Annotated in this window: 13 protein-coding genes and 3 pseudogenes; 8 read left to right on the top strand and 8 right to left on the bottom strand. The window is 57.0% G+C overall.

Annotated features, from left to right (window positions below; all coding sequences use genetic code 11):
* The first annotated feature begins 16 nt into the window (after positions 1 to 16).
* The gene (locus AC1RB9_RS11565) at positions 17 to 1873 is read left to right on the top strand and encodes a DUF2075 domain-containing protein (protein WP_003451856.1); all 1857 of its coding nucleotides are present in this window, start codon (positions 17 to 19) and stop codon (positions 1871 to 1873) included.
* Between the two features lie 225 nt (positions 1874 to 2098).
* Here the strand turns inward: AC1RB9_RS11565 and AC1RB9_RS11560 are convergent.
* Together AC1RB9_RS11560 and AC1RB9_RS11555 are read right to left on the bottom strand one after the other, a co-directional pair.
* Positions 2099 to 2479 (bottom strand): annotated as a pseudogene (locus tag AC1RB9_RS11560) (integrase core domain-containing protein); the annotation flags it as partial.
* A gap of 40 nt (positions 2480 to 2519) precedes the next feature.
* Positions 2520 to 2567 (bottom strand): annotated as a pseudogene (locus AC1RB9_RS11555) (hypothetical protein); the annotation flags it as partial.
* Between the two features lie 357 nt (positions 2568 to 2924).
* Between AC1RB9_RS11555 and AC1RB9_RS11550 the strand changes: the two are divergent.
* A complete protein-coding gene (locus AC1RB9_RS11550) occupies positions 2925 to 3917 on the top strand; it encodes a hypothetical protein (RefSeq protein ID WP_223818289.1) in 993 nt (330 codons plus the stop codon).
* Here the strand turns inward: AC1RB9_RS11550 and AC1RB9_RS11545 are convergent.
* Complete coding sequence (locus tag AC1RB9_RS11545) at positions 3902 to 4351, bottom strand: very short patch repair endonuclease (RefSeq protein ID WP_003451864.1); 450 nt, start codon at positions 4349 to 4351, stop codon at positions 3902 to 3904. The two genes, AC1RB9_RS11550 and AC1RB9_RS11545, sit on opposite strands and share 16 nt — an antisense overlap.
* A 29-nt stretch (positions 4352 to 4380) precedes the next feature.
* Here AC1RB9_RS11545 and AC1RB9_RS11540 point away from each other — a divergent pair, with 29 nt between their 5' ends.
* The 6 genes and pseudogenes from AC1RB9_RS11540 to AC1RB9_RS11515 form a co-directional block, all read left to right on the top strand.
* A complete protein-coding gene (locus AC1RB9_RS11540) occupies positions 4381 to 5979 on the top strand; it encodes a DNA cytosine methyltransferase (protein WP_031628281.1) in 1599 nt (532 codons plus the stop codon).
* 76 nt (positions 5980 to 6055) lie between these two features.
* Positions 6056 to 7498 (top strand): ATP-binding protein, encoded by a 1443-nt coding sequence (locus AC1RB9_RS11535; protein WP_079275394.1) that lies wholly within the window; start codon positions 6056 to 6058, stop codon positions 7496 to 7498.
* Positions 7499 to 7511: 13 nt separating this feature from the next.
* Positions 7512 to 10355, top strand: a complete 2844-nt coding sequence (locus tag AC1RB9_RS11530) for a Z1 domain-containing protein (RefSeq protein ID WP_003451872.1) — start codon at positions 7512 to 7514, stop codon at positions 10353 to 10355.
* Complete coding sequence (locus AC1RB9_RS11525) at positions 10339 to 11355, top strand: PD-(D/E)XK motif protein (protein WP_010793101.1); 1017 nt, start codon at positions 10339 to 10341, stop codon at positions 11353 to 11355. The genes AC1RB9_RS11530 and AC1RB9_RS11525 overlap by 17 nt, the downstream gene beginning before the upstream one ends.
* On the top strand, positions 11355 to 13163 hold the full coding sequence (locus tag AC1RB9_RS11520; protein ID WP_003451876.1) for an AIPR family protein: 1809 nt from the start codon (positions 11355 to 11357) through the stop codon (positions 13161 to 13163). The genes AC1RB9_RS11525 and AC1RB9_RS11520 overlap by 1 nt, the downstream gene beginning before the upstream one ends.
* Before the next feature lie 99 nt (positions 13164 to 13262).
* Positions 13263 to 14412, top strand: a pseudogene (locus AC1RB9_RS11515) (IS3-like element IS222 family transposase); the annotation flags it as partial.
* Between the two features lie 43 nt (positions 14413 to 14455).
* Here AC1RB9_RS11515 and AC1RB9_RS11510 read toward each other — a convergent pair.
* From AC1RB9_RS11510 to AC1RB9_RS11490, 5 genes are all read right to left on the bottom strand, one after another.
* Complete coding sequence (locus AC1RB9_RS11510) at positions 14456 to 16144, bottom strand: nuclease-related domain-containing DEAD/DEAH box helicase (RefSeq protein ID WP_003451881.1); 1689 nt, start codon at positions 16142 to 16144, stop codon at positions 14456 to 14458.
* Complete coding sequence (gene drmB, locus AC1RB9_RS11505) at positions 16144 to 18003, bottom strand: DUF1998 domain-containing protein (RefSeq protein ID WP_023124488.1); 1860 nt, start codon at positions 18001 to 18003, stop codon at positions 16144 to 16146. Before drmB ends, AC1RB9_RS11510 begins: the two co-directional genes overlap by 1 nt.
* Positions 17993 to 21184, bottom strand: a complete 3192-nt coding sequence (locus tag AC1RB9_RS11500) for a helicase-related protein (RefSeq protein WP_003451884.1) — start codon at positions 21182 to 21184, stop codon at positions 17993 to 17995. Before AC1RB9_RS11500 ends, drmB begins: the two co-directional genes overlap by 11 nt.
* Positions 21185 to 21188: 4 nt before the next feature.
* The gene (locus AC1RB9_RS11495) at positions 21189 to 23066 is read right to left on the bottom strand and encodes a UvrD-helicase domain-containing protein (protein ID WP_003451886.1); all 1878 of its coding nucleotides are present in this window, start codon (positions 23064 to 23066) and stop codon (positions 21189 to 21191) included.
* Between the two features lie 419 nt (positions 23067 to 23485).
* Positions 23486 to 24199 carry a hypothetical protein gene (locus AC1RB9_RS11490; protein WP_003451888.1) on the bottom strand — a complete coding sequence of 238 codons (714 nt, stop codon included), beginning with the start codon at positions 24197 to 24199 and terminating at the stop codon, positions 23486 to 23488.
* Between the last annotated feature and the right edge of the window lie 206 nt (positions 24200 to 24405).

Below are 24405 nucleotides of genomic sequence, written 5' to 3'. Positions count from 1 at the left end.
ATCAGGGAAGATCGACGTGATCGTTTACGAAGCGACCAAGAAGCAGTTCCTGCAAGACAGCGACAACGACGATATCGAAGAGGTGATCCTCCAGCATTTCAAGGCGGTCACCGGCAAAAGCGTCGGCAACTCGGAAATCAACTCGTGGAAAGGCTCCCTCGGCTACATGGCCAAGGTGCTGCGCGACGAGGAAGTGCCCGACGACACTGGCCTGGCCATCGAGCTGCATATCCCCCAGACCTCCAAGCGCATCGACATCACCCTCACCGGGCGCGACGAGTCGGGAGGCAAAAACGCGGTGCTGGTCGAACTGAAGCAGTGGAGCAAGGCCAGCGCCACCGGCAAGGACGCCATCGTCCGCACCGCCCTGGGCAATGGCCTGCGCGAGGTCGTCCATCCCTCCTACCAGGCCTGGTCCTACGCTACCCTGCTGGAGGGCTTCAACGAGGCGGTCTACGAGGCAAGCATTTCCGTCCGCCCCTGCGCCTACCTGCACAACTACCCGCGCGACGGTGTGATCGACTCCCCGCACTACCGCGACTACATGGAAAAGGCCCCGCTGTTCCTCAAGGGCAAGGACGAACTGGCGCGCCTGCGCAGCTTCATCAAGCAGCACATCAGGACCGGCGACGCCAAGGAAGTGCTCTACGAGCTGGCCAACGGCCGGATCCGCCCGTCCAAGGCCCTGGCCGACTCGCTCAAGGGCCTGCTCGCCGCCCAACCGGAGTTCGTACTGATCGACGACCAGAAGGAAATCTACGAGTCCGCCATCGCCGCGGCCAGGTCAGCCTCCGAGACGCATCCCCGTGTACTGATCATCGAGGGCGGCCCGGGCACCGGCAAGACGGTGGTGGCGATCAACCTGCTGGTCCACCTCACCGGGCTCGGCCTGGTCGGCAAGTACGTGTCCAAGAACGCCGCGCCACGCAAGGTCTACGAATCCAGGCTGGTGGGTTCCATCACCCGCAGCCGCTTCTCCCACATGTTCACCGGCTCCGGCGGTTTCATCGAGACCGAGCCCAACACCTTCGACATGCTGATCGTCGACGAGGCCCACCGCCTGAACGAGAAGAGCGGGCTCTACGGCAACCTCGGCGAAAACCAGATCAAGGAACTGATCGAAGCCTCCAAGTGCGCCATCTTCTTCATCGACGAAGACCAACGCGTCACCCTCAGCGACATCGGCAGCAAGCAGGCCATCCGCGAGTTCGCCAAGGCGAAAGGCGCCACGATCGAGGAATACAGCCTCGCCTCGCAGTTCCGCTGCAATGGCTCGGACGGCTACCTCGCCTGGCTCGACGACGTGCTCGACATCCGCCCGACCGCCAATCAGCAACTCGACGCCAGCCAGTACGACTTCAAGGTCTTCGACACCCCCGAGGCCCTGCACGCCGCCATCGCCGCCCGGAACCAGAACAACAAGGCCCGCGTCGTGGCCGGCTACTGCTGGCCGTGGCGCAGCAAGAAGGATCCCCGGCAACAGGACATCGTCATCGGCGACTACCAGCGCCAATGGAACCTCGACCAGGACGGCAGCCTCTGGATCATCGCCGAGAACTCCATCGAACAGGTCGGCTGCATCCACACCTGCCAGGGCCTGGAGGTCGACTACATCGGCGTCATCATCGGCCCGGACCTGATCGTCCGCGACGGCAAGATCATCACCGCCCCCGAACAACGCGACCGCCACGACAAGTCCATCCGCGGCTACAAGAAACTGATGAAGGAAAACCCGGAACTGGCGCGCAAGGAGACCGACCTGATCATCAAGAACACCTACCGGACGCTGATGACCCGGGGGATGAAGGGGTGCTACGTGTTTTGTACGGATGAGGAGACGGCGAGGTATTTTCGGGGGCGTGGCGGAATTTAGGACAGCTTTCAGGGCATCGTGGACGTGTCATGCAAAGAGATGAGGGTGAGGGATTTTAATATTCTACCTCTTGTACCCCATGCGCTTATTTCATGGATCTACATGGAAGCTAGTGGATCGCCTACACCCTACTAAATACGGGGCATACAAGCTAAATTAGCGTCCATCACGATCCATGAGCATCCACCGACAGCCATGACCTGCCCCCAGTTTTAGTACCGCTACCTAGTTAGTAGGCCCTGGGGTTGATATTAATTTTTCCTGCTTCAGCTGCTGCTGGCCAGTTCGCCAACTTGCAGCAAATTCTGCCGGGGTGAGATTGCCAATCGCGCTGTGCGGTCGGTGTTCGTTGTAATCCCGCCGCCAGGCCGCGATGCGGATTCTCGCTTCGGCCAGCGAACAGAACCAGTGCTCATTGAGGCATTCGTCCCGGAACTTACCGTTGAACGACTCGATGAAGGCATTCTGCGTGGGCTTACCAGGCTGAATCAGCTTCAGCTTGATGACGCGCTGATAGGCCCATTGATCGAGTGCCTTGCCGGTGAACTCGGGCCCCTGGTCGGTGCGGATCGCTTTCGGGTAGCCGCGAAACCGCGCCATCTCGTCGTCGGCGACACAGTTCCTTCACCGGCACACCGGCCTCCGCCTGCTTGAGGAAGTCTAGAATCTGTTCTTCGGTAAAACGCTTTTTCACTGCCGTCTCCTGCTCGGAAAACGGACTCTACTAAGTTTGACGTGGTACTGAAATCGGGGGGCAGGTCACTCCTGTGTTCAGAGCCATTCCCGTGCTAGCCGGCATGCCCCCTGTCCCCGATGACATAAAAACGCCTTTCGCCGATGAGATTGAAGAGATGTTCTATGGAAAGAATGACCAAGATCAGTAACGCAGCACTCCGGCTGGGGTAGAATCTCAAAGGGTCAAATCATCCCGGATGGCCCCCAGCCTGATTTTCAGGCGCAAAGGCTCAGCCCCTCGTGACCCACTTCACACTTGGATACCGACCATCTTAAGGGCATCATATGGCACAAGGCCTCTATGGCGGCCCAAGATATGGAGCTGAGCAGCACGGATCAGGCGATGGAAGAAATCATTCGAGTAATGTCCGACGGTCGAGAGATTGACCGGATCGTCTGCTCAACCAAGCTCGACGAAGGCACGCCTGCGGTCAAATATCGGGAGCAATATTGGCCTGTTGTCGATGGTTGCATCCAGCTAGATAGGCCTGCCAACCAGGAATGTAGCTCCGCAGAGTGGGCCGTTCTCATCCAGAATCTTTTACCGCCAGTGCTTCCTGATCAAACAGATTCCTGCGAGAAACTGCTGCAGGACTGCTTTAGGGGAAGCCTACCGCTTGGTATAACCAAGGCTGTAGCCTCTCTGGTGGCGCTGAGATTCGAACAGCAAGCCCGCGAGCTGCTGGTGGACTTTCTCAGAGAGCATCGCAACGCTCACCGGCTGTTTCGACTTGTGCAGATGCAGCTGCTGTTCCGAGAACGGGCGGGAAGGACTCAAGACAGCGCTGGTATCACCCCCTCCTCCGTGGCCGAGCTGCCCCCGGAATCAGCGCACCTATCCGGAGTAGATATGGATTGGGAGTGGTCCGCGTCTTTAGATGATCCAGAAATGCCTGATGTGGACGACAGTTCACTCAGGGCTACCGCTACCAATCTGCAGGAAAGCATCGGTTCCTACCGCGCAAGAGAGTCAGGCGCGCCCATCCCAGGACTTGAAGATCTGACCAGTGAACTAGAGACCTTCATAAGTCCGATACCCCCCCCGCTCCTGAACGAGAGTGCGCTGGTCGAGCGAACCTCGCAGCTGGGCATGATTGCCCTCGATCTTCTGAGATATTTTTCTGACAACCCGGGCGACAGGGCCGTACATGCGGAGGCAGTGCTCGGATACCCCATGACGGAAATTCGTCGCCTTTTGCTGGGTTCTCTCGGACATTACCTTAAGAAAACTGACTCTGGTGGATGGGAATGCCATCCATGGGTCGAGCCAGTACTGTCTGCTCTCAAAGAGAATCATAAGGTGGGGTGATCTAGGCGACCTTGGGAACGCGAGGCAAGCTTTTGCAGCTCCCCAAGCAGCTCATGCAGAACAGTCGATGACCCGCGAAGCTGGCATTCCCATACGACAATGGTCCTCCAACCAGACTCATTCAGAGACTTAATCGCTTGTTCGTCCCTTGCCACATTCCCCAAGAGTTTGGCTTCCCAGAACTCTGCTCGAGTTTTGGGAAGCACAGCAAATCGGCACCCAGGATGGCGATGCCAGAAGCACCCATGTACGAAGATACAGACCTTCAGCCGAGACAGTACAATGTCTGGTTTTCCCGGCAAATCCTTGCGATGCAGCCGGTAACGATAGCCGTGGGCATGCAAAAACCTGCGCACCAGCATTTCAGGTTTCGTGTCCTTCCCCCTGATACCCGACATCATTCGGGATCTTCGGGCAGGCTCAACGATGTCCATCTTGAACCGTTTCGATACAGCGTGGATTCATGAGTCGTACCCCCCCCATTCAGGTAGTAGATCTCTTTGCAGGTCCAGGTGGCCTTGGAGAAGGCTTTTCATCCTATAGGGACAGCCAGGGCGAGGCCTTTGAAATCAAAGTCTCAGCCGAAATGGAAAAGTCTGCACATTCCACTCTTCAACTGAGGGCCTTTTACAGGCTTCTCAAGCGCAACCAGCCTGAAGATCTAGAGGAATACTACAGTTTCTGCGAAACCGCTGATGCCGCCCCCCCATACACCAGCAGAACTCGAGATGCTTGGAGGCACGCCGAACAAGAGGCGCAACAGCTCGAACTGGGTACCGCAGAGGGCAACGAACGTCTCGATCGCATTCTCAAGTCCCGCTTGGACGAGACCAAACCATGGGTTCTGATCGGTGGCCCACCCTGCCAGGCTTACTCTATCGTTGGCCGGGCGCGAAATCGCGGCAAGCAAAACTACAGGGCAGAGGACGACCATCGCCATTTCCTGTACCGGGAGTACCTGCGCATCATCCAGAAGAAGCGCCCCGCGGTCTTCGTAATGGAAAACGTCAAAGGCATCCTCTCGTCACGTGTCGCTGGCGAGCAGATGTTCCCGAAGATCCTGCAGGATCTTTCAGATCCGGATGCGGCATTCGGAGAAAACGGCAACGGCCCCAAGTACAGAATCTGCTCGCTCGTGGCAGACGACATTTTCGAGGATGGTGCGTCTCCGGATAGCATCGACCCGGCAAACTACATCATCCGAGCAGAGAACTACGGGATCCCGCAGGCAAGACACCGGGTCATTCTCCTCGGGGTTTCGGAGGAATATTTCGGCGCCTTGGGCGACCACAAACTTGTCCCCTCGACTGGACCCTCAATCGACCAGGTAATTGGCCGCCTCCCACCTCTGCGAAGCACACTCACACGAATGAAGGACTCTCCAGAGGCATGGGCAGAGTTAATTCGCCAGAACCTGGAGATGCTGAGTCACGAGTGCAGCAAGCTGACTGATGTCCCCCGCAGGCTCACACTCGCAAAGCGCCTAGAAATACTTGCAAGCACATTCTCGGGCGAGGGGATGAGCAATGGTGCACTCCGTATTCACCGCAAGAGCGAATGGGATGGGCTGACAGGCACACATCTGGATGACTGGCTCCTTGATGATCGGCTCAGATACTGGCTAAACCACGAGGCTCGCGGACACATGGAGTCCGACCTGCGCAGATACGTCTACGCGGCTGAGTATGCCGAGCTTTATGAAGACTCTCCCAAAGGCCACCACGACTTCAATCTCCCGGGGCTGGAACCGGACCACAAGAACTGGAAAACCGGCAAGTTCAGCGATCGTTTCCGTGTTCAGCGCAGAGGGATTCCGTCCACGACAATCACCAGCCACATTGCAAAGGACGGTCACTATTTCATTCACTACGACCCAAGGCAGTGCCGCAGCCTGACCGTTCGCGAAGCAGCCCGGCTACAAACCTTCCCGGACAACTATTTCTTTCTGGGGAACCGAACCCAACAGTTCCACCAGGTTGGCAACGCGGTTCCCCCGCTTCTGGCGAATCAAATCGCCGGCGTGGTCGCCCGTATCATCAACATGGGAAAGGCAGCTCGATAGAAGAGCTTTGCAGACAGGAAGTCCAGCCATGCAATCCTCCTTCAAAAGCCGCAGTGCTCCTCCCAAGGCAAGCGCCATGGTCGAAGCACTACGTGGGTTGGGATACAACACCCAGACAGCTCTGGCAGACATCATCGACAACAGCATTGCTGCCGGCGCGAACGAAGTACATATCGAATTCATCTGGGCTGAGCAGGAAAGCCGTGTGCTTTGCTTGGACAACGGTTCGGGGATGACTGCAGACGAACTCGATCGGGCCATGCGTCTGGGCGATCGGAATCCTCTCGAGGAGAGATCGGCAGGCGATCTGGGTCGTTTCGGCCTCGGCCTAAAGACTGCGTCCTTTTCTCAGTGCCGAAGGATGACCGTTGCCACACGTGGCCCCGATGGCCTACAGACCCTCCGCTGGGATCTCGACTTCCTGGCCAGCAGTGCCGACGACGGCTGGCATTTGCTGGAGGGCCCCCATCCCGGTTCGGAAGGATTTCTGGAACGCCTCACCAGCGCAACGGGCACCCTGGTTCTCTGGGAAGAGCTGGATCGCATCGTCACGCCAGGGACTACAGTGCAGGACTTTCTCAATCTGGTCGACAAAGTCGAACAGCACTTGGGAATGGTGTTTCACAGATACCTGGAAGGCACCAGGCCTCGACTGCGAATTCTGTTGAATGGCCAGCCGGTCAAACCCTGGGATCCCTTCATGACGGATCATCCCGGAAAGCCATATAACCCTCCGGTATTCAAACACCCCAGCCGCAAAGATATCGAGGCCGAGTGCCACGTTCTGCCGCACAAGGACATGCTCTCTCCCGGAGACTTTGAGCGCCTGGCAGGCCCGGAAGGCTGGACTGCACAGCAGGGTTTCTACATCTATCGAAACGAAAGACTGCTGGTGGCAGGCAGCTGGCTAGGACTTGGTACAGGACGTTCATGGACTAAGGATGAAGCTCATCGCCTTGCGCGAATTCGCCTCGACATACCCAACTCCGTAGATGCGGACTGGAAGATCGACATCAGGAAATCAACTGCACGGCCGCCAGTGTATCTGCGGGACTGGCTGACAAGACTTGCCGAGGTTACGCGCGGCCGCGCAAGAAGAGCCTTTGCCCATCGAGGCAAGCCGACCATGCTGGGCAACAGACAGATTGCAGAGGCCTGGAAGGTCGAAAGACTTGCGGACGGTATGCGATATCGGATCGACACGGAACATCCGGCAATAAGAGCGGTTCTGGATGATGCCGGCAGCCTTCTACCCCAGCTAAAGGCAATGCTCCGCGTGATCGAGGAGACGGTTCCGGTTCAGCGAATCTGGATAGATACCGCCGAAAACAAGGACACCCCCTGCACAGGATTCGACAAGACGCCGCCTCAAGAAGTCAGCGACATCATGATGGTGATGTACCGCAACATGATCGAAAGAAAGGGTTATTCCCCCAGCGCAGCAAAGGAGCAGCTGAAGCAAATGGAGCCGTTCCACGCATACCCTGTCCTAATCAGCGTTTTGCCAGACAGTCTTTAAGGAGTGACGCCTCATGTCTGAGGAAAACAAATGGAGTGTGGTCAAGTTCGTTCAGGAAATGCTGGCTGATGAAAAGGACAAGTCGGCGATCACCCCTCAGCTCATTTCCCAGAAGATCGACATGGTGCTGAAGATAATGCCGGGAAAGGCCAAGGGTCTGGATCGCGACTCGGTCACGGAGGAGCTGATCAGACGCTTCAGTGTCTGGGTTGGGGATGACTCATCCCTGATTGACACCACTGGGCATGAGCCTTGGCAACCAAGCGATCGGAAAAAGGACTGGCGATACTGGCGGCGCTACCGTGAGTGGCAGGAGCTGAAACTGCCCCTCAGCGCCATGGAAGCACTGGACAAGACCACTGACAACGTTCTGTCGATGCTTGAAGACCCAAAGCGAGATGGTGCTTGGGATCGACGAGGGATGGTGGTTGGCCATGTACAGTCGGGCAAGACCGGCAACTACACTGGCCTCATCTGCAAGGCAGCAGATGCCGGTTACAAGATCATCATTGTGCTTGCGGGGCTGCACAACAACCTGCGAGCACAGACCCAGATGCGTCTGGACGAAGGCTTTCTGGGCTACGAAACAAGTGCCATCGAAGGTGAAGGAAACAAACTCATCGGGGTCGGCAAAATCGACCCATCTCCGGCACTGCGCCCCCAGTATGTGACCAACAGAACGGAAACCGGCGACTTCAACACCAAGTTTGCAAAGAATCTGGGCGTATCTCCGGAGCAGCGCCCGTGGCTGTTTGTCGTCAAGAAGAACAAGACGGTTCTGACGCGGCTGCTCAACTGGATCCAGTCCCATGTAGCCGAAACCAAGGATCCGGAAAGCGGTCGCCCGCTCGTTACACATCTGCCGTTGCTGATAATTGATGACGAGGCCGACCACGCATCTGTCGACACTGGCGAGAAGGTTGTCGACGAAGACGGCAACCCCGATCTGGATCATGAGCCGACAGCCATCAACAGCCTGATCCGCCAGATTCTCCATGCGTTCTCAAGAAAGGCTTATGTCGGCTATACCGCTACCCCATTCGCCAACATCTACATTCACGAGCATGGTGAAACCGCCAAGGAAGGCCCGGACCTGTTCCCCTCCGCCTTCATCACCAATCTCTCGGCGCCGTCCAGCTATGTAGGGCCTTCGAGGGTATTCGGACTCGCCGGTGAGAGCGGACGCACAGGTGCACTGAACCTGGTCCGAATAGTTAAGGATCAGTGCTCCCAAGACGGCAAGAGTGGCTGGATGCCGGTCAGCCACAAAAGCAGCCATATCCCACTGCTTGAAGGTCAGGACGCAATGCCTGCCTCCCTAATCGAGGCCGTACACGCATTCGTTCTTTCATGCGCGATCAGAGGCCTTCGTGGACAGGGCCCCCAGCACAGCTCGATGCTGATTCACGTAACCAGATTCAATCAGGTGCAGCAGCATGTCCACCGCCAGGTTCTGGGCTACGTTCACGGCCTGAAGCAGCGATTCCGGAGACGCACGGACCATCTGAGCGCATTGGCCGAATTGAGGAGCCTCTGGGAAAGAGACTTTCTCAGCACCAGCCTCGAGATCGAAGCCCAGATAGAAGAAGAGTCCCGCCACCCTTCCTCATCCTGGCAGGACATCGAGGCTGTACTGCTGGATGTGCTTGATGAAATCGATGTGCGCATGATCAACGGCAAGGCCACGGATGCTCTTGACTATGCCGACAGTGCAACCGGGCTGAAAGTCATCGCCATCGGCGGCGACAAGCTTGCCCGGGGGCTAACCCTCGAAGGACTTTGCACCAGCTACTTCCTGCGCGCATCCAAGATGTACGACACCCTGATGCAGATGGGGCGCTGGTTTGGTTATCGGCCGGGCTACCTCGATTTGTGCCGCCTGTACACGACCAATGACTTGGTCGAGTGGTTCGAACATATTGCCGACGCCGCTGAGGAGTTGCGGGCCGAGTTCGACTTCATGATGGAAAGCAGGCTGACGCCCAGAGAATATGGCCTCAAGGTGCGCTCTCACCCAGTTCTTATGGTCACATCGCCGCTGAAGATGCGCACGGCCAAAACCTTGTATCTCTCTTTCAGTGGCGATGTAGTCGAGACTGTAAGCTTTTACACCGACAAGGATATTCTGGAAAAGAATCTGTCAGCTCTCATGGCCCTTGCCGATGAGCTTGGAAGTCCCTCCTCAATCCCCCCGCAGCAGCGAAATGGCAAGAAGGATAGCTGGAGCGGGATTCAGTGGCCCGACGCAACAGCGCAATCGGTTACGCGCTTCCTGCGTGGTTATCAGACCCATCCCGACTCCAGAAAGGTAAAGAGTGATCTTCTGGCAGACTTCATTGAAGAAATGAGTTTTTCCGGGGAACTGACATCTTGGACGGTGGCAGTCATAGGCGGTGGGACAGAGAAGACACTCGATATCGTCGGCAGTCCAGTCAGAATGATGCAGCGACAGAACAAGGCAACCGAAGGAGAAGGCAAATACTCCATCGGCAGACTGCTATCCCCCCAAGACGAGGCCATGGATCTTGATGAGGCCGGATGGAACGCAGCGCTTGAGTTAACCAAACGGGCCTGGGTGAAGGACCCGGGACGATCCAGACGCAAAGAGCCCCCCGAGACCCCCAATGGCCCTGCAATCAGGCATGTAAAAGGCCTAGGCGCAGATGGGATAAAACCTCGACCGGATAAAGGGCTCCTGATCATTTCATTACTGGAACCCGAGGACTCAAACGTCACCGGTGTAACTACACCTGTCGTGGCATTTGCCATCAGCTTCCCTTCCAGCAATGCCGGCAAATCCGTGCCCTATCTAGTCACCAATGTGCTTTGGGAGCAGCAGTATGGCTCAAGTGAGTGACCTCGAAATTCTGGGAGTCTGGAGAGCACTGCCCGGCAACGCCGCCACTCCCGGCTGGCGCTCAATAGATCTGGTTCAGCAGACGGGCTCCTGCCGAATCAAGGCGGCCCGACACTCACCAGGTAACGAGGAAGCGGTTCTGGTTGGATTTGCTACTACAAAAATCGCACCGGCGACTCAGCTTCCCCAAGGGCAGGGCTTCCGTATGGAGCGAGCCACGCTCGGCGAAACTGGCGGCAACCACAGTTGGCTCGCCATTGTTCGTCAGCCCGCGGGCAGTCTTGAACTGTTTGCCAAGGTAGTCTCCGATATCGTGCACCTGCTCCAGTCATTCAGCGATTCTCCCGAGGAAACGCTTTATCAGCGCTTTCTCGGGCGGGTGCGGGGCTGGCAGGAGTTCATGCGTCAGGGACGAGAAGGCTTGGGCCCAGAGAAGGAGCTGGGGCTGGTCGGAGAGCTGCGATTTCTGAATCTTCTGCTGGATGCGGGGATCCTTCAGTTTACGGCAGTGGATGCATGGAAAGGTCCGCATGACGGATTGCACGACTTCCAGATCGGACTTGGCAGCGTGGAAATCAAGTCGACAATGATTCCGGACGGCTTCCCTGTTCGGATTGGCTCACTTGAGCAGTTGGATGACACTAACTCCCCGCCTCTCTTTCTGGCCGGGCTTCGATTCAGCGCTCAGGAGGCGGGTAAAACGCTCACTGAGCTCGTTGATGCAACTCGGCAGCGCCTTGACGCTGACCCCGCCGCAATGCGCCTTTTTGAGCTGGCTCTCCATAAGGCCGGATATCTGGACATGCACGCGGCAGTCTATACACGTCGATTCCTGCTGGCCGACACAAGGTTGCATCTGGTGGACGGGGAGTTTCCCAGGCTAACCCCCTTCAACGTTTCGTCGGCAATTCGCCATGCCGCATATGAGCTGGATCTTTCTCTCGTTACGGCAAACAACCACACACTGGATGATGTACTCGAACAATTAGGAGTCGTTTGATGGAGCTCGTCGACTTTCTGCGTGAGACGCAGGCCGCGATCCGCGATGAAGTTGAAAAAGATATAGGCCCAGGGGAAGCCCCCATTCCTCCTGAGGCCGTATTCACCGAGCATGTGATGACGCACATGGCTGACGAGGGAATCACCTTTGAACCAACTGTCTGCCATTACGAAGCGAAGGTAGGTACGTACAAGGTAAAAATCAGCGGCTACTCCGTCTCCGACACTACTGATGATTCTGGCAACCCAGACCGTCTCGATCTTTTTGTCAGTCTGTACAAGGGAGTAGATGAGCTAGAGCCGCTTCCAGATTCCGAAGCAGGAAAGGCTGCCAAAGAAGGGCTGCAGTTTCTGAGGTTCTGCGCAACAGGCCAGCTATCCGGCAAGCTCGATGAAACCAACGATGCCTATGCCCTTGTTACCGAAGTCGAGCGCATCTTCAAGACGCTGGATAGCATCCGTATTTTCGTCATCACGGATGCCGTAGCCAAAACGAGAAACTATGCACCGCAGGAGGTCGAGGGCAAGCAGGTCCGCCTAGAGATCATGGACATTCAACGCCTCTTCAACCACTGGCAGCAGGGGCGTCCTCGGGATGAACTGGTAGTAAACTTCAGGGACATCTGCGGGACTGCCCTTCCTAGCGTGTGGGTTCCTGGATCCGGTGACGATGAGTATGACTACGCCCTGACAGCCGTGCCCGGCGAGGCCCTGCGGTTCCTTTACGAAAAGTATGGCCCGCGGATCCTCGAAGCAAACGTGCGCTCCTTTCTGGGAGTTAGCAGCAAGGGAGTCAATAAGGGAATCCGTGACAGCCTGCGCGACCACCCTGACCGTTTCATGGCCTATAACAACGGCATCGTCGTTGTTGCCGACCAAGCCAAGCTCGACACCGCGGCAGATGGCTCGACAGGCATTCTCTGGCTCCAGGGCATGCAGATAGTCAATGGCGGCCAGACTACTGCATCCATCTACTTCGCCAAGAAAAAGCATCCGGACATCGATCTTACGAGTGTGCGGGTTCCAGCCAAGATCATCGTGCTACGCTCCGGACAGGCTGACGATGAGGAACTGATTGCCAATATTTCGCGGTATGCGAACAGTCAGAACGTTGTCAAACAGTCCGATCTTTCCGCCAACAAGCCCTTCCATCGCGAGCTGGAAAAACTGTCCATGCGTACTTACTGCCCCGATGGCGTTGGGCGCTGGTTCTACGAGCGCTCAGCTGGCAGCTACAAGGTGATGCTGGAGAAGGAAGCAACTACCCCAACGCAGAAGAAAAAGCTCCAGGCGACAATTCCCCCTTACCGCAAACTCACCAAGCCCGACCTAGCCAAGTTTCTTTTTGCTTGGGATCAGAAGCCACATATCGTCAGTCTCGGCAGTCAGAAAAACTTCCAGGCATTCATGGATGAGTTGATGGAAAGGGAAAGTGCTGGTGAGAACGTCATACCGGATCAAGAGCAGTACAAACAGATGATCGCGAAGGCAATCCTGTTCAAGTCAGCTCACAAGATCATCCGCCCCATGTTCCCGGCATTCCAAGCCAACATCACGTCCTACACAGTTTCGATTCTAGCGCTCAAGCTGGGAGCGACCCTCAATCTGAACCGCATCTGGCAAGAACAATCGATATCACCGCAACTTCATCGCCAGATCGCGATATGGGCGGAAGAGGTCAATGACGCACTTCATCGAGGAGCCGGCGGGAAAATGATCTCCGAGTGGGCCAAGAAAATCGAATGCTGGTGGAGAGTAAGGGACACCTCCTACTCTTCTGAGCTAGGTGATATCACCGAATTATCCTAACAGTTGTTTAGCACACGGCTAGATATGTAGTGGTTGTAGTGGTCTACTGATCCCGGACACCGATTTAGGCGAAAATCCTCGCCGTGAGAGAGGTGTCTGATGAGCAAGCAACGACGTATGTTTTCCGCCGAGTTCAAACGAGAGGCTGCCGCCTTGGTGCTGGACCAAGGCTACAGCCATATCGACGCCTGCCGTTCGCTGGGGGTAGTGGATTCGGCCTTGCGCCGTTGGGTGAAGCAGCTCGAGGCGGAGCGCCAGGGTGTGACCCCGAAGAGCAAGGCGTTGACGCCTGAGCAGCAAAAGATCCAGGAGCTGGAAGCCCGGATCAACCGGTTGGAGCGGGAGAAAGCGATATTAAAAAAGGCTACCGCTCTCTTGATGTCGGACGAACTCAATCGTACGCGCTGATAGACCAGTTGAGTGAGCAGGAGTCGGTGGAAGTGGTCTGTTCAGCTTTCGATGTGGCGCGGTCTTGCTACTACGTCCACCGTCTTCGACGGCGGCGTGTCGATGCTCGCCGCGTGGCGCTACGCAGCCAGGTCAACCAGTTGTTCAGCCAGAGTCGGGGCTCGGCCGGCAGCCGCAGCATTCTGGGCATGCTGCGCGAAGAGGGCGTGACCATCGGCCGTTTCCGAGTGCGTCGGTTGATGCGTGAGCTGGGCCTGGTTAGCAAGCAACCGGGCTCGCACGCCTACAAACAGGCCACGGTTGAGCGGCCGGATATCCCGAATCGGCTGAACCGCGAATTCGCGACCGAGCATCCCAATCAGGTGTGGTGTGGCGACATCACCTACGTCTGGGCGCAAGGCCGTTGGCACTACCTGGCCGCGGTGCTGGATCTGCATACCCGGCGGGTGATCGGCTGGGCGTTCTCGGCCAAGCCGGATGCCGAACTGGTGATCAAGGCCCTGGACATGGCCTACGAACAGCGCGGCAAGCCACAGCAGGTGCTGTTCCATTCAGACCAGGGCAGCCAGTACGCCAGCCGCCTGTTTCGGCAACGGCTCTGGCGCTATCGGATGCAGCAGAGCATGAGTCGCCGAGGGAATTGCTGGGATAACTCGCCGATGGAGCGCCTGTTCCGCAGTCTGAAGTCGGAGTGGGTCCCGTCAACGGGTTACCTGACGGCGCAGGAGGCCCAACGGGACATCAGTCATTACTTGATGCACCGCTACAACTGGATCAGGCCGCATCAATTCAACCACCTGCGGTGGCCGAAGAAAAACTCAACCCACTGTCCGGGATGGGTTGACCACTACAACTATCACCCACGATAGTGGATTGGGAGTGCGTCAAGTGTCGCGATTTTCCTTGCCTGAAAGCCATCGCTCATCATCTTCGGAACACACAATACACAAGTAGGCCCGAGCTCTTGAAAGCGCGACATAGGCAAGCTCACGCTGCTCCATTTCCTCGCCGCTGACGATGAGAATTACTGCCGACCGCTCCAGCCCCTTGAACCGCCGTACTGTATCTACGACCACGTCTTCGAGTACCATGGATTCGGCGTCTGTAAACGGAATATTTGTTCCACTACTTTTTTCGAGAAAGCTTGTCCGGGCCAGAGGCCCATTGACAAGGACTGCAATGTCACCAGGAGCTACTTCCTCGTTATGTACGAGTCGTCGAAGCTCTCTGTAGGCAGCAGCGATTTTCGAATCAGGACTATCAGCGCTGAGCCAAGAGACCTCGAGACCATCGGGCCCATCGGCGATTATCTCGGGGCCCGAATAATGTGTCGAAGCGGCCTGGTGGATGTTCTTCGTGTTGCGAAGATTTCGAGAAAGCCTAACCGGGACCACGCTCAGATCATGAACACCATTCCCGGCGCTGTCGTAAACTTTCTGATTGCTATCCAAGAAAACGCGAAGACTTCCACTGCTAGTGAGACAGGCGTCGATCGCGACCCACCATTCAGCACGGAAATCTTGGCCTTCATCGACAATAATGGTGTCCCACTTTAGCGCAGGCTGGATCTCCATCGCACAATAGAGCGCGTTTGGTAGGGCACTGTCGTAGAGATCCTGCTCACAGGTATCGGACGGTATCGGGATCCCCGCCTGACGCGAGATGCGCCCGCACAACGCATGAAATCCAGCAACTGTTAGATTTTCAACGTCTTTCAGTTTTCGCTCAAGGTTTGTTGCCAACGGGCGACTATGACAAGTCAGTAGAGTCCTGCGACCTGCTGCGGCGGACCTGAGCGCTTCCTCGATCGCCACCACAGTCTTGCCAGTCCCCGCCCCACCCCGGATTAGAGCTCTCGGTATATCACGGATGATATCCAATACATGGTACTGGGACGGTTCAAGGACGCGAAACTCCGTATCAGCTTCCGCTAGAGCAGCCCCAATCCGGAAACTAAGGGTGAAGGGGTGCGCCAGTATTCTTTCCAGCGCCGCAATGCCGTCACGACCAAGCGGTTGGCAGTTGTTAGGCCGATGTCCCGCCTTCAAACGGTCGGCGATCCATTCGCCCAGCCTCTGCTCAAACTGAAGTGAGCAGCAGAACACCCAGGCCGGGCGATCAGCTCCGAGGTCGCCTCGGGGAGAACCGGCACTCGGGAAGATCACACCATGAGCGGCATGTATGAAACGCTTTGGCCATCTGGCTGACCTATTAAGACGGCTGAGAATCTCATGCTTAGCGCCTCGCGCCTGCGCTACTGGATCCTTGATCTTGTGGACAAAATTGCCGTGGTCAGTGCTGCGCCACTGAGAGTCCTTTGGATCGAAGGAAATCTCCTTCCCCCCTTTGACCTCAATCGCAAGGATACCGTGATCAGGATGTGCAACGAGAAAGTCGCATTCGCCATCTTTCTCGTTCCCCAGCCTGTCGGTACCCAGCCAAGGACTCGAGTAGAAGACATGAAAGGTATCGTTGAGAACCTCTGCCAGGCGGTTGTATACGCGAACCTCAGCGCGGCGCCTCGGGTCATCCAGTACCGATCGTGGCAGTTTCCTTGGCCAGAGTACTGCCATCAGTCTCTCCTAAGCATGTCTTCGAAATATCCGAGTCCAGAGCCTGTACCGTCACCGATCAAAAGGGCACGGTCTAAGAAGCTGTTGAAAGCTTCGCATGATGTCTCTGGAGCAAGACAGCAAGCATGGCACACTGAGTGCGAGTAACTGTTGATCGCTGCCATCATGTCCGTGATGCAAAGCGGGTCGGATGAACACCACTCGATCGCGTCAATCGCGCGCTGAAGAATGCCCTCTATGCGCCCTGTCTTTCCCTGCCGCTGAAGTCCGCCAAGCGTTCCGTCCGAATCCGGTGTCGCCGTATAAATCAGAAGCCCGGCCATCTGCTCATCGCCACTCCCGGCATAGATCCTCTCTTGAAGGGACGCTGAGGAGTATCCACATTCCAGCGTAAGTTGGCGCATGAGTGCATGCGCAAGCGTGTGGCAGAGCATGTATCGAGGGGTGATCGCTTGCAACGGCTTGGTGTCGTCGCCGTACCGTTCCTTCCAGTCCGCCTGATGCCGAATCTCACACTCGGAGGCACGTGCAATAACATCAGGACGGTTTTCCCAAATTGATAGCCGCTCTTCGTTTAAAGCGAGAAAGATGCCCTCGCCGCGGACGTCGATGGCAGGGAGCCATTCAAGTGGCTCCTTTGAAAGCCGCGCTACCTCGGGCGAGTCGGGATCGCCAGGCGGATTGATCCGGGTGAATCCTTTGATGGCGCGAACTTCCCGAAGACGGACCGCTCGTACAACTCGAAAGATCCATGGAGCGATTTCCGGAGATACGATTTCTCTTCGGGTTTCGAAGTCGATGTCTGGAGTCCGACTACGACCTGGCTCGGTGACGAACTGTCGATATTCTGCCGGGCGCAAATCGTCGGTTCGGAGCTGCCCATACGATGCAAGGCGGTTTCTGATCGCCTCTGCCAGGTCCGCTGGCGACATTTCCAGATCCTTCAAAATGTTTTCCAGATCACCTTTCGCAAGAAAGCCGATGTAGTCCTCCAACCTTGATAAATCATCGAGATTCGTGAGAGAGCTCCACCAATCGCCCAAGACTTCCTGAAGACGGTCGGACCACGGCGGGATGCTGAGTGCTGACTCCGTCACCGCAAAGTACAGGTTGGACGCGCCGCGCTGGACCGCGTTCTGTTCCTTACCACAGACTTCATCGCCGTCGGCCAGCCATGGTCGATACCCCCGACATTTCGGCCCATGCTCCCAGGTCTTCTTTGAGAAAACCCCGTCCATTGACCGGCGTGCACCGCATTTCGGGCAACTGAGGATAAGCCCAGCGAGACCGGGACTCTCGGATTGCAGCATCAGCCCAGGGTGACGGTCTACGTTGTCACGCTGCGCCACCCGGCACTCAGGTTTGTGCCCCACCCACCAGTCCCAGGGAAACTCATCTACATGGCCATGCTTACAGGCCATGACGAAACGGACGGGGATGACGAAAACCTTGCTGTCGCCATGGGCTTTTTCCGTGCATGTCGGACAGTAACGATAAGCATGGCCCGGATCGTTCTTCCAACGCCGTTCCGGCTTGATGACGTCGCAGCTAGGGCATTGCAGCCATTTAGGGAAGCGCACAGCAACGAGACGTCGATTATCCGGATCATCATCCTTCCTACGCTCCAGCGTCACAGGGGGCGTTCTGAAGCCCTTCACACCAAGCTTCTTCTGCAAGCGCGTCTCGCGTATGACCTGTGGGTGGGCCAAACCAGCAGGAGGAAAGGAGCGATCCCATTCCTCAAGTCCCGCAGCGATTCCAGAGACGGCTCCGCCCCCCGCCCGAAAGTCCACTACCGAGCCAGGACCAAATGTCGAGACAACTGCACTACGCCGCAGATCCTGAAGGTCATTCTTCATGTGTATCATCCTTTACCCTGAGGGCAGGGGCCATCCTGAAAGGGGTTCCGGCCTCTACAGTCCGCATGGAGTTGAGGGTCGGCCAAGCTGCGCCGGTATCGCGGCCAGCAGCTCGGCGAGCGGCTGCACGCTCGGCGCTCTGAAGAAGGGATTTCCCTCCCTTGTAGTCGCTCCAGTAGACAGTAGGGGATCTTGCCCTCCATGTGTCGAGACGACGTTCAAGCTCTTCCCGAACAGCTATCTCTTCTGGATCGATCCGATCTGCACGCTCGACGATCCGGTCGATGAGATCCATCGCCAGATCCTCTGCGTCGTCATCCATTTGTGGAGAGTCGAGCATGCCTGGTACGAGATGACGTACTGCAGCCACCAGCGCCGCATGCAGCGCCCGGTCGCGAGCCCGTGATGCGAAGGGAGTAACGCTAGTCGCCTCCACGTCCCTGTAAAGGGTGCGGTGCCAGCTGCAGAACGTTTCGAAATGCGAACGATCACGAGCCTTGGCGTTGTTGAGGACCGGGACAACAAGTCCGCTAACATCTCCCCGCCCGACCCGGCTAGTCGACTGGATGTACTCGGCGATAGTCTTGGGTTGCCCATTGACCAACATGAGACCCAGTCGGGAAATGTCCACACCGACGCTGACCATATTTGTCGCAAGAACAGCGTCGACAGCCCCCGGAAGCCCGACTTTGATGTCGAGAAGGTCGAGCATCCCGCGGATTTCTTCCTGTGTTCTCCGGGATGTGAGCTCCTCAACGTTGCTGAGAGGCCTTCTTTCTTCGGAGCGAGCATCAGCGTAGAGCGCAATACTGTCGGTGACGTCGTCCTGCATGAGGACGAGCGCTCCGCCAAGCTCGCGAAGTGAGTTGAAGTACCCAACGAGTGTCCAGTAGGCGTCTCGACGGACATCATCGCTGAATGCCCCAAAAGCAGTTTGCAGCAGGGAACCTGCGACGGCCTGCAGGGTAAACTTTGCCGATCGACCCGCCGTCGTGACACCGAGATATCGCCTTCCCACTGCCTTCGGTCGACGATCACGAACCGCGAAACCAGAGTCGTCGTGATCGATCGCTGGCGGAGGGAACTGGAATGCTTCGCGGTCAAAAAGAGCCAACACCTGCTCCGACGCTCTGCGGATCGTCGCTGTCGAGCCGATAATCTTTGCCCGATGCCCGCGCGCGGCGAACATCAGGTCAAATGCCGCTTCATAGGTTCCAGCGATTGTCCCCAAGGGACCCGAGATGAGGTGCAGCTCATCTTGGATGATAAGATCAGGCGGAGCGCCGTCCCAAACACCAAATAGGCTGTTGGTTCTTTTCTCGCGGATGACCTGGGCAAACTTGTCAGCCGTTCCTATAAGCAGGGTCGGCCGGTTGTCGTAGACATCCTCGTCGACGGTGAAGACGGGCAAAACCCCGCACATCTTGCATGACCTGTTCGTGCATTCAACATCAACAGGTGAGATCGCGCTTGCCATCGACCATTTCAGTTTCTCGCCACAGACCGGGCACCGGGAGAGCTGCTTTGGAGATGAAACCTCCAAAGCCCCTTGAAGTGAGGCGAAGGCAACCGCACGCTTGTTCGGTGTAGCGTCTCCGCCCACCCACAGCCCGATCGAAAACGGCTCATCCCCTTGCAACGGCAGGCCAGCGGGAGAAGATACTCTCCCGGAGCGTATCGCTTCCAAGGCCACTATCATTGCGGCAGACCGTGCAAATTGCTGGGTGGTCAGCAAGCGAAGTGTGTAGCGCATCAAGGCGCAGACACCCCCGTGGTCATTCGGATCATCGGAGAGGCGGCGATAGACGGCGATGCATGCGATCAGCGCAAGGTATGCTTCGGTCTTGCCTCCACCAGTGGGGAACCATAGGAGGTCCATGACCCCTCTATGCTCGTGGTCACGCGCCACTGATGACGGAGCGCTCAGCAGCAGGAATCCCAGCTGGAACGGTCTCCAACGCAGAGGACCGTGGCGGCTCTTGGAACTGTCCCATGAGTGCTGCAGGTGCATGGCGAAGTTCGCCAGCTGAAAGGCACGCCGGAGCCGCGGATTCGTGAGAAGTTCAAGGACTGATGCCCGCATACGTCCGAGCGCCTCTTCGCAGCGGACCAGGTGCATCTGAGCGATGTACTTAAGCTCACGGCTCACGTCTGCCATGTCATCAAGCCGCTTCAGCTGCAACTGTACCCAGCGATCGTAGGCGTCGCAGAAAAGCTGCAGGGCCTGTTGGAGAGACGCTGTATCGGCCAAGGCCAATGCCTCGGCCGAGAGAGGATCGAGCGCGCCGCTCTCATTGCCCAGCTCAGAGAAAAAAACATGACCATTCGGGTCAACGCCCTCAACAATGGCTGATGGCAGCCATGTCGTCCCGACCCAACGCGCAGTGGAGAGAGCCCCTGCCACCTGTTCGGAGGATTCCCATTCGGCGGAGCAGACATGCCCAACAGCGAACTCTGCCACATTTCTATACAGCAGAGCCCCGCTTTCCTCATCGCTGATCGCGGCGCTCCCATTGGCTTCATCTTGGTGTCTCGACAACCCCCGACGGGGAGGTTTCGGAACCAGCAATGTGCCTTTGCAAGGCTGGACGCGAAGCGATGTCTGGAAAAGCGACGCGGCCTCAATCTCGTTTCGGCGTTGCTCTGGAACTATCGAATTCACGAGCGAAAGAGTGACCAGAACAGCCCCGCCAGCATTGATGCATCGGACACTAAGTGAAACGTTGGGGAGTCCTTTACCGTGTACCGCAAGCGCAATCTGGCGAGGCGGTCCGGCTGACAGGTCAAGGACCGGGATTTCTATTCTGTGCGGCTGGCGAATCCAGATGTCACCACCGTCACGTTGTTCTATCCGGTACGTAGCAAAGCTGCAGATAACCTGTACTTGCGGTACGGCGGAGGATGTAGCGCTGAACGATATGCCTGCTACAGACGGTTTCTGGATCGATCCGGTTCTGACTGCATCGCTCTCACTGTCGCTGTCCTCTACCGAACTCGCCCCCGCGGTTCCGAGGCGATCATCGTCCTCCCCCGCCATCGCCGTACGCTGGGGCCAAAGGATGCCGGTGAGATAGACATCGGATGGGCGCGCGGTCAGCTCCTCATTCTCTACACGTGGTCCGATCAGGTCCTCAAAGAGCCGACAGGCGACGATATCCCTGTCGAGTGATTTATCCTGCATGAGACTATCTCCGACCGAAAAAGGTGAAGGGAGGGAACGCCGCAACTCTAGGTGACAGGACGAAACCGGAAGAAGCCCAGGGCTCATTAAGTGTCTCAAGCTCATTGTCATCCGGGCTTAGTACGATCGTTGCACACCCCTGACCTCTCACATGATTCACGTAGGTTGGAGGCTTGTGGCTACGCTTCTGGTTCCTGTTCTCGAGTATCTCCCAGAGGTCGTACGTGAGTTTGCGCGATAGCACACCAACGCAGAGCCTCTCGTTGCCGGCATATATCCTGTAGCGCCAATCCAGGTCGGGATCGGCTTCCAGCTTGTAGGTGGTGACTACATCGACGACTTTGGTCAGAAAAGCCTGTCCTGCCAAAGCATCGGCTTCGCGAAACTCGCTGTGACCTACAAGACCACGTGCTGTGATATCACCGCTACGACCAATCTCGACCATCGTTGATTGGCCTTTCTTGGTTGAGCGATGAGCCCTACCTGATGCCAAGGTTGATGCTCTAAAGGGACTACGCTCTCCGACGATTAGAGATGCGCGCGCGCGCGTGGCGCCGACAAAGAGTATGCGAGCCTCTTCAATCTCATCCTCGACGCTCTCGAATTCCGAAACGCTCGGCAGGATGAGAACAACGTTGCTCGCCTCGCGTCCTTTGCTCGCGTGAATAGTCCCAACTATCGGTCCATGCAGACCATATTCTGGGAGAGTTAGCTCGACCGGGGGGCGAGTCTGACCCAACCGCCGCCTGAGCCTCTGCATATCGATGGAACCATCCTGGCGCCCAGCAACGCGCATGAGATGCTGCCAAGCCTCAGCAGGCCCATACGGAGGCGAAACCTTGTTTTCTATACGCGCCGCCCAAAGGTCGAAAAAGTGCCGCTCTACGAGGAACAGTTCGACAAAGTCCGAGAAACAGATCGCCAGCCATGCGGGCAGGGTTGCGCCATACCCTGACACGCGCAACCGATGGGGAAGATCACAGAACTGAGACGCCATGAGCACTTCGGCACGTGTTCTGAAAAGCAGAAGGTCGTCGCTGGTAAAGTTAGCAACCTTCATGTCAGTCCATTTTAATCCGCTCTCGTCGGCCAGCTCTCGAATTCTTTGCGCCGTCTCGGCGTGCAATCCGCTGCCGTGCTTTTGTTTGTCGAGAATGTCCTGCCGCAACTCCGAAAAGATCTTCTTAAGACCGGGAGAGGACGTGCGATAGATCTCCTTCAGGGCCAGCGTAGTGAACCCCAATTTTTCTCCAGCCTGCAAACGATCAAGCAAGGGCAAATCAGATTTGCAGCCTGCCTCTTTTCTGCGACTCCCGATACTGTTGTCAGAGAAGCCATAGATTGCCTGGGCCTCATCGGCGAACACCGTGATACCACAGTCCGACGGCAGCCGCCCCACTAGAGCCTCGATCAGGTCCGCTCGCTGTCCGACGAGATCCTGCGCTTCATCAATAACGACGTGCTCGATCTGCAGCAGCTCATCTGCTATATCCTCGTCGTTCTTCAACAGCTCAATGACTCGCGTAATATTCTCTTCGTACGAGCCGGTCAGACTGGCATTCGGATCATGCCCGGAGTGGATGGACCATGCATGCGAATCGATGGTCGCAATCCGGATAGCAAAAGACGCATCACCGACGTACGAATGTAGTCGTGCACGGATTTCTGCTACTGCGGTCCTCGTGAAACTGATCATCCATGTATTGCTGGGCTCGATGTCCTCTTCATTGATCAGATAGGCCAGGCGGGCGCACGCGACGGCCGTCTTTCCGGTTCCTGGGCCCGCCTCAACGATCAGCCGTGAATCTGCATCCTCCTCAATCACTCGGAGTTGATCTGCATCCCAGTCAGACTCCAGCAAAGTATTTCCAGCAGTATCCATGGCTAAGAAATTCCTTTATTCAGCCAAATCTCTTGTTGCGAGGAGCAAGAGCAACCTCTTACGCTCCAGCAGCACTCAATCTTCTTGGCCGCTGCGAGATCAGCTCACAACGGCCTTGGAAGTAATATCTTATGGCATATGCAGGCAAAAGGCCTGCATCAGAATGATGCTTATGGATAGCGCTTGAGAGAAACCCAAGCTAAAGCCATAAAACGCACTGGCAGGACGCACGAGCCCTCATGTGATCATCGTTCTTCTGGCCCCCGCCATTTCATCAACATACCGAGCGTATCCACTTCCCCGACAAGCTCTCTGGCGATCGCCAGACGCTTTAACAGCCCCGCCCTCTCCTCACTCTTTCGCGACAAGGCTTCGTCCTCAGCCTCGCGGAAGAATGCCTGTATCCGCCGAACGTCATCCTAGGAACGAATGGCCTCAAGCAGCTCTTGCCGGGCTTCGGCCTTGGTCTTTTCCTGGCGCTCCCGCTCCCACCGCTCTTCCAGTCGCCGCCGCTCTTCTTCCCATTCCCGCCTTCGGATTTCAGCCTGACGCTCACCCTCCTCGACCAGGCCAGCAATAGTGGTCGCCGCCTTTGCCAGGTAGTCGACTATTTCGTCCAGTTGCCCCCGAAGTTCGCGCGCCCTGACCTCTGGCCAGCGATTCACCCAATCCGCGACTGGATAAGGACTGAATGCCTGGAGGCACAGACGCCCGGTAGCGAAGTGCTTGTGTGTGGTCCAGCTCCAACTGGGCATCAGACGACGTCGCTCAGTAGCCGGTAGCTTGCCAAGCGGGATGTACTCCCCATCGACGTACCGCGCCTCCAGCTCCTCGGTCATCTCGAAAAGAGTCAGGCCGATAGCGACGGAACCCACGAAGACGACAGTCGCCTTGGAGGGATGCCAAAGGCTTGGATAACGATTGTTAACCGTCTTTCCAGGCTTTTCCCTTTCCTCCACAGAAGCGCGGGAATAGATGCGATCGCTCGGCGCGAGCATGACCCGATATCCAGCGGCCTCCAGTCTGAGGAACAGGGCATTGGCCATATCCAGCGCATCGTCGAGCATCGGTTCCGACACCACTACATCCACCAGGCGCCTCTGCGAAGGCTTCAGGTAGCCACTGTCGATCACCTTTCCCTTGGTAAAAAGGTCTCGTACACCGCTGACCAGGGGATGGCGGGCTGAGCGAGAAATACGTGGCCGCGGACGGGCAACCTGACGCTCAGGCGGTCTGGGAAGCGGATACCTGGCCGGCCCTGGGGCATCGCCTCTTCGCCATATCAAATGGTCTCCCGGGCGTGCATCAGGCAAGGGTACCTGGGGACTTGGCTTGCCAT

This window comes from Pseudomonas sp. 20-5 (assembly GCF_056782835.1).
The sequence above is the reverse complement of the archived record's forward strand: the minus strand, read 5'-3'. Positions and strand labels throughout refer to the sequence as shown.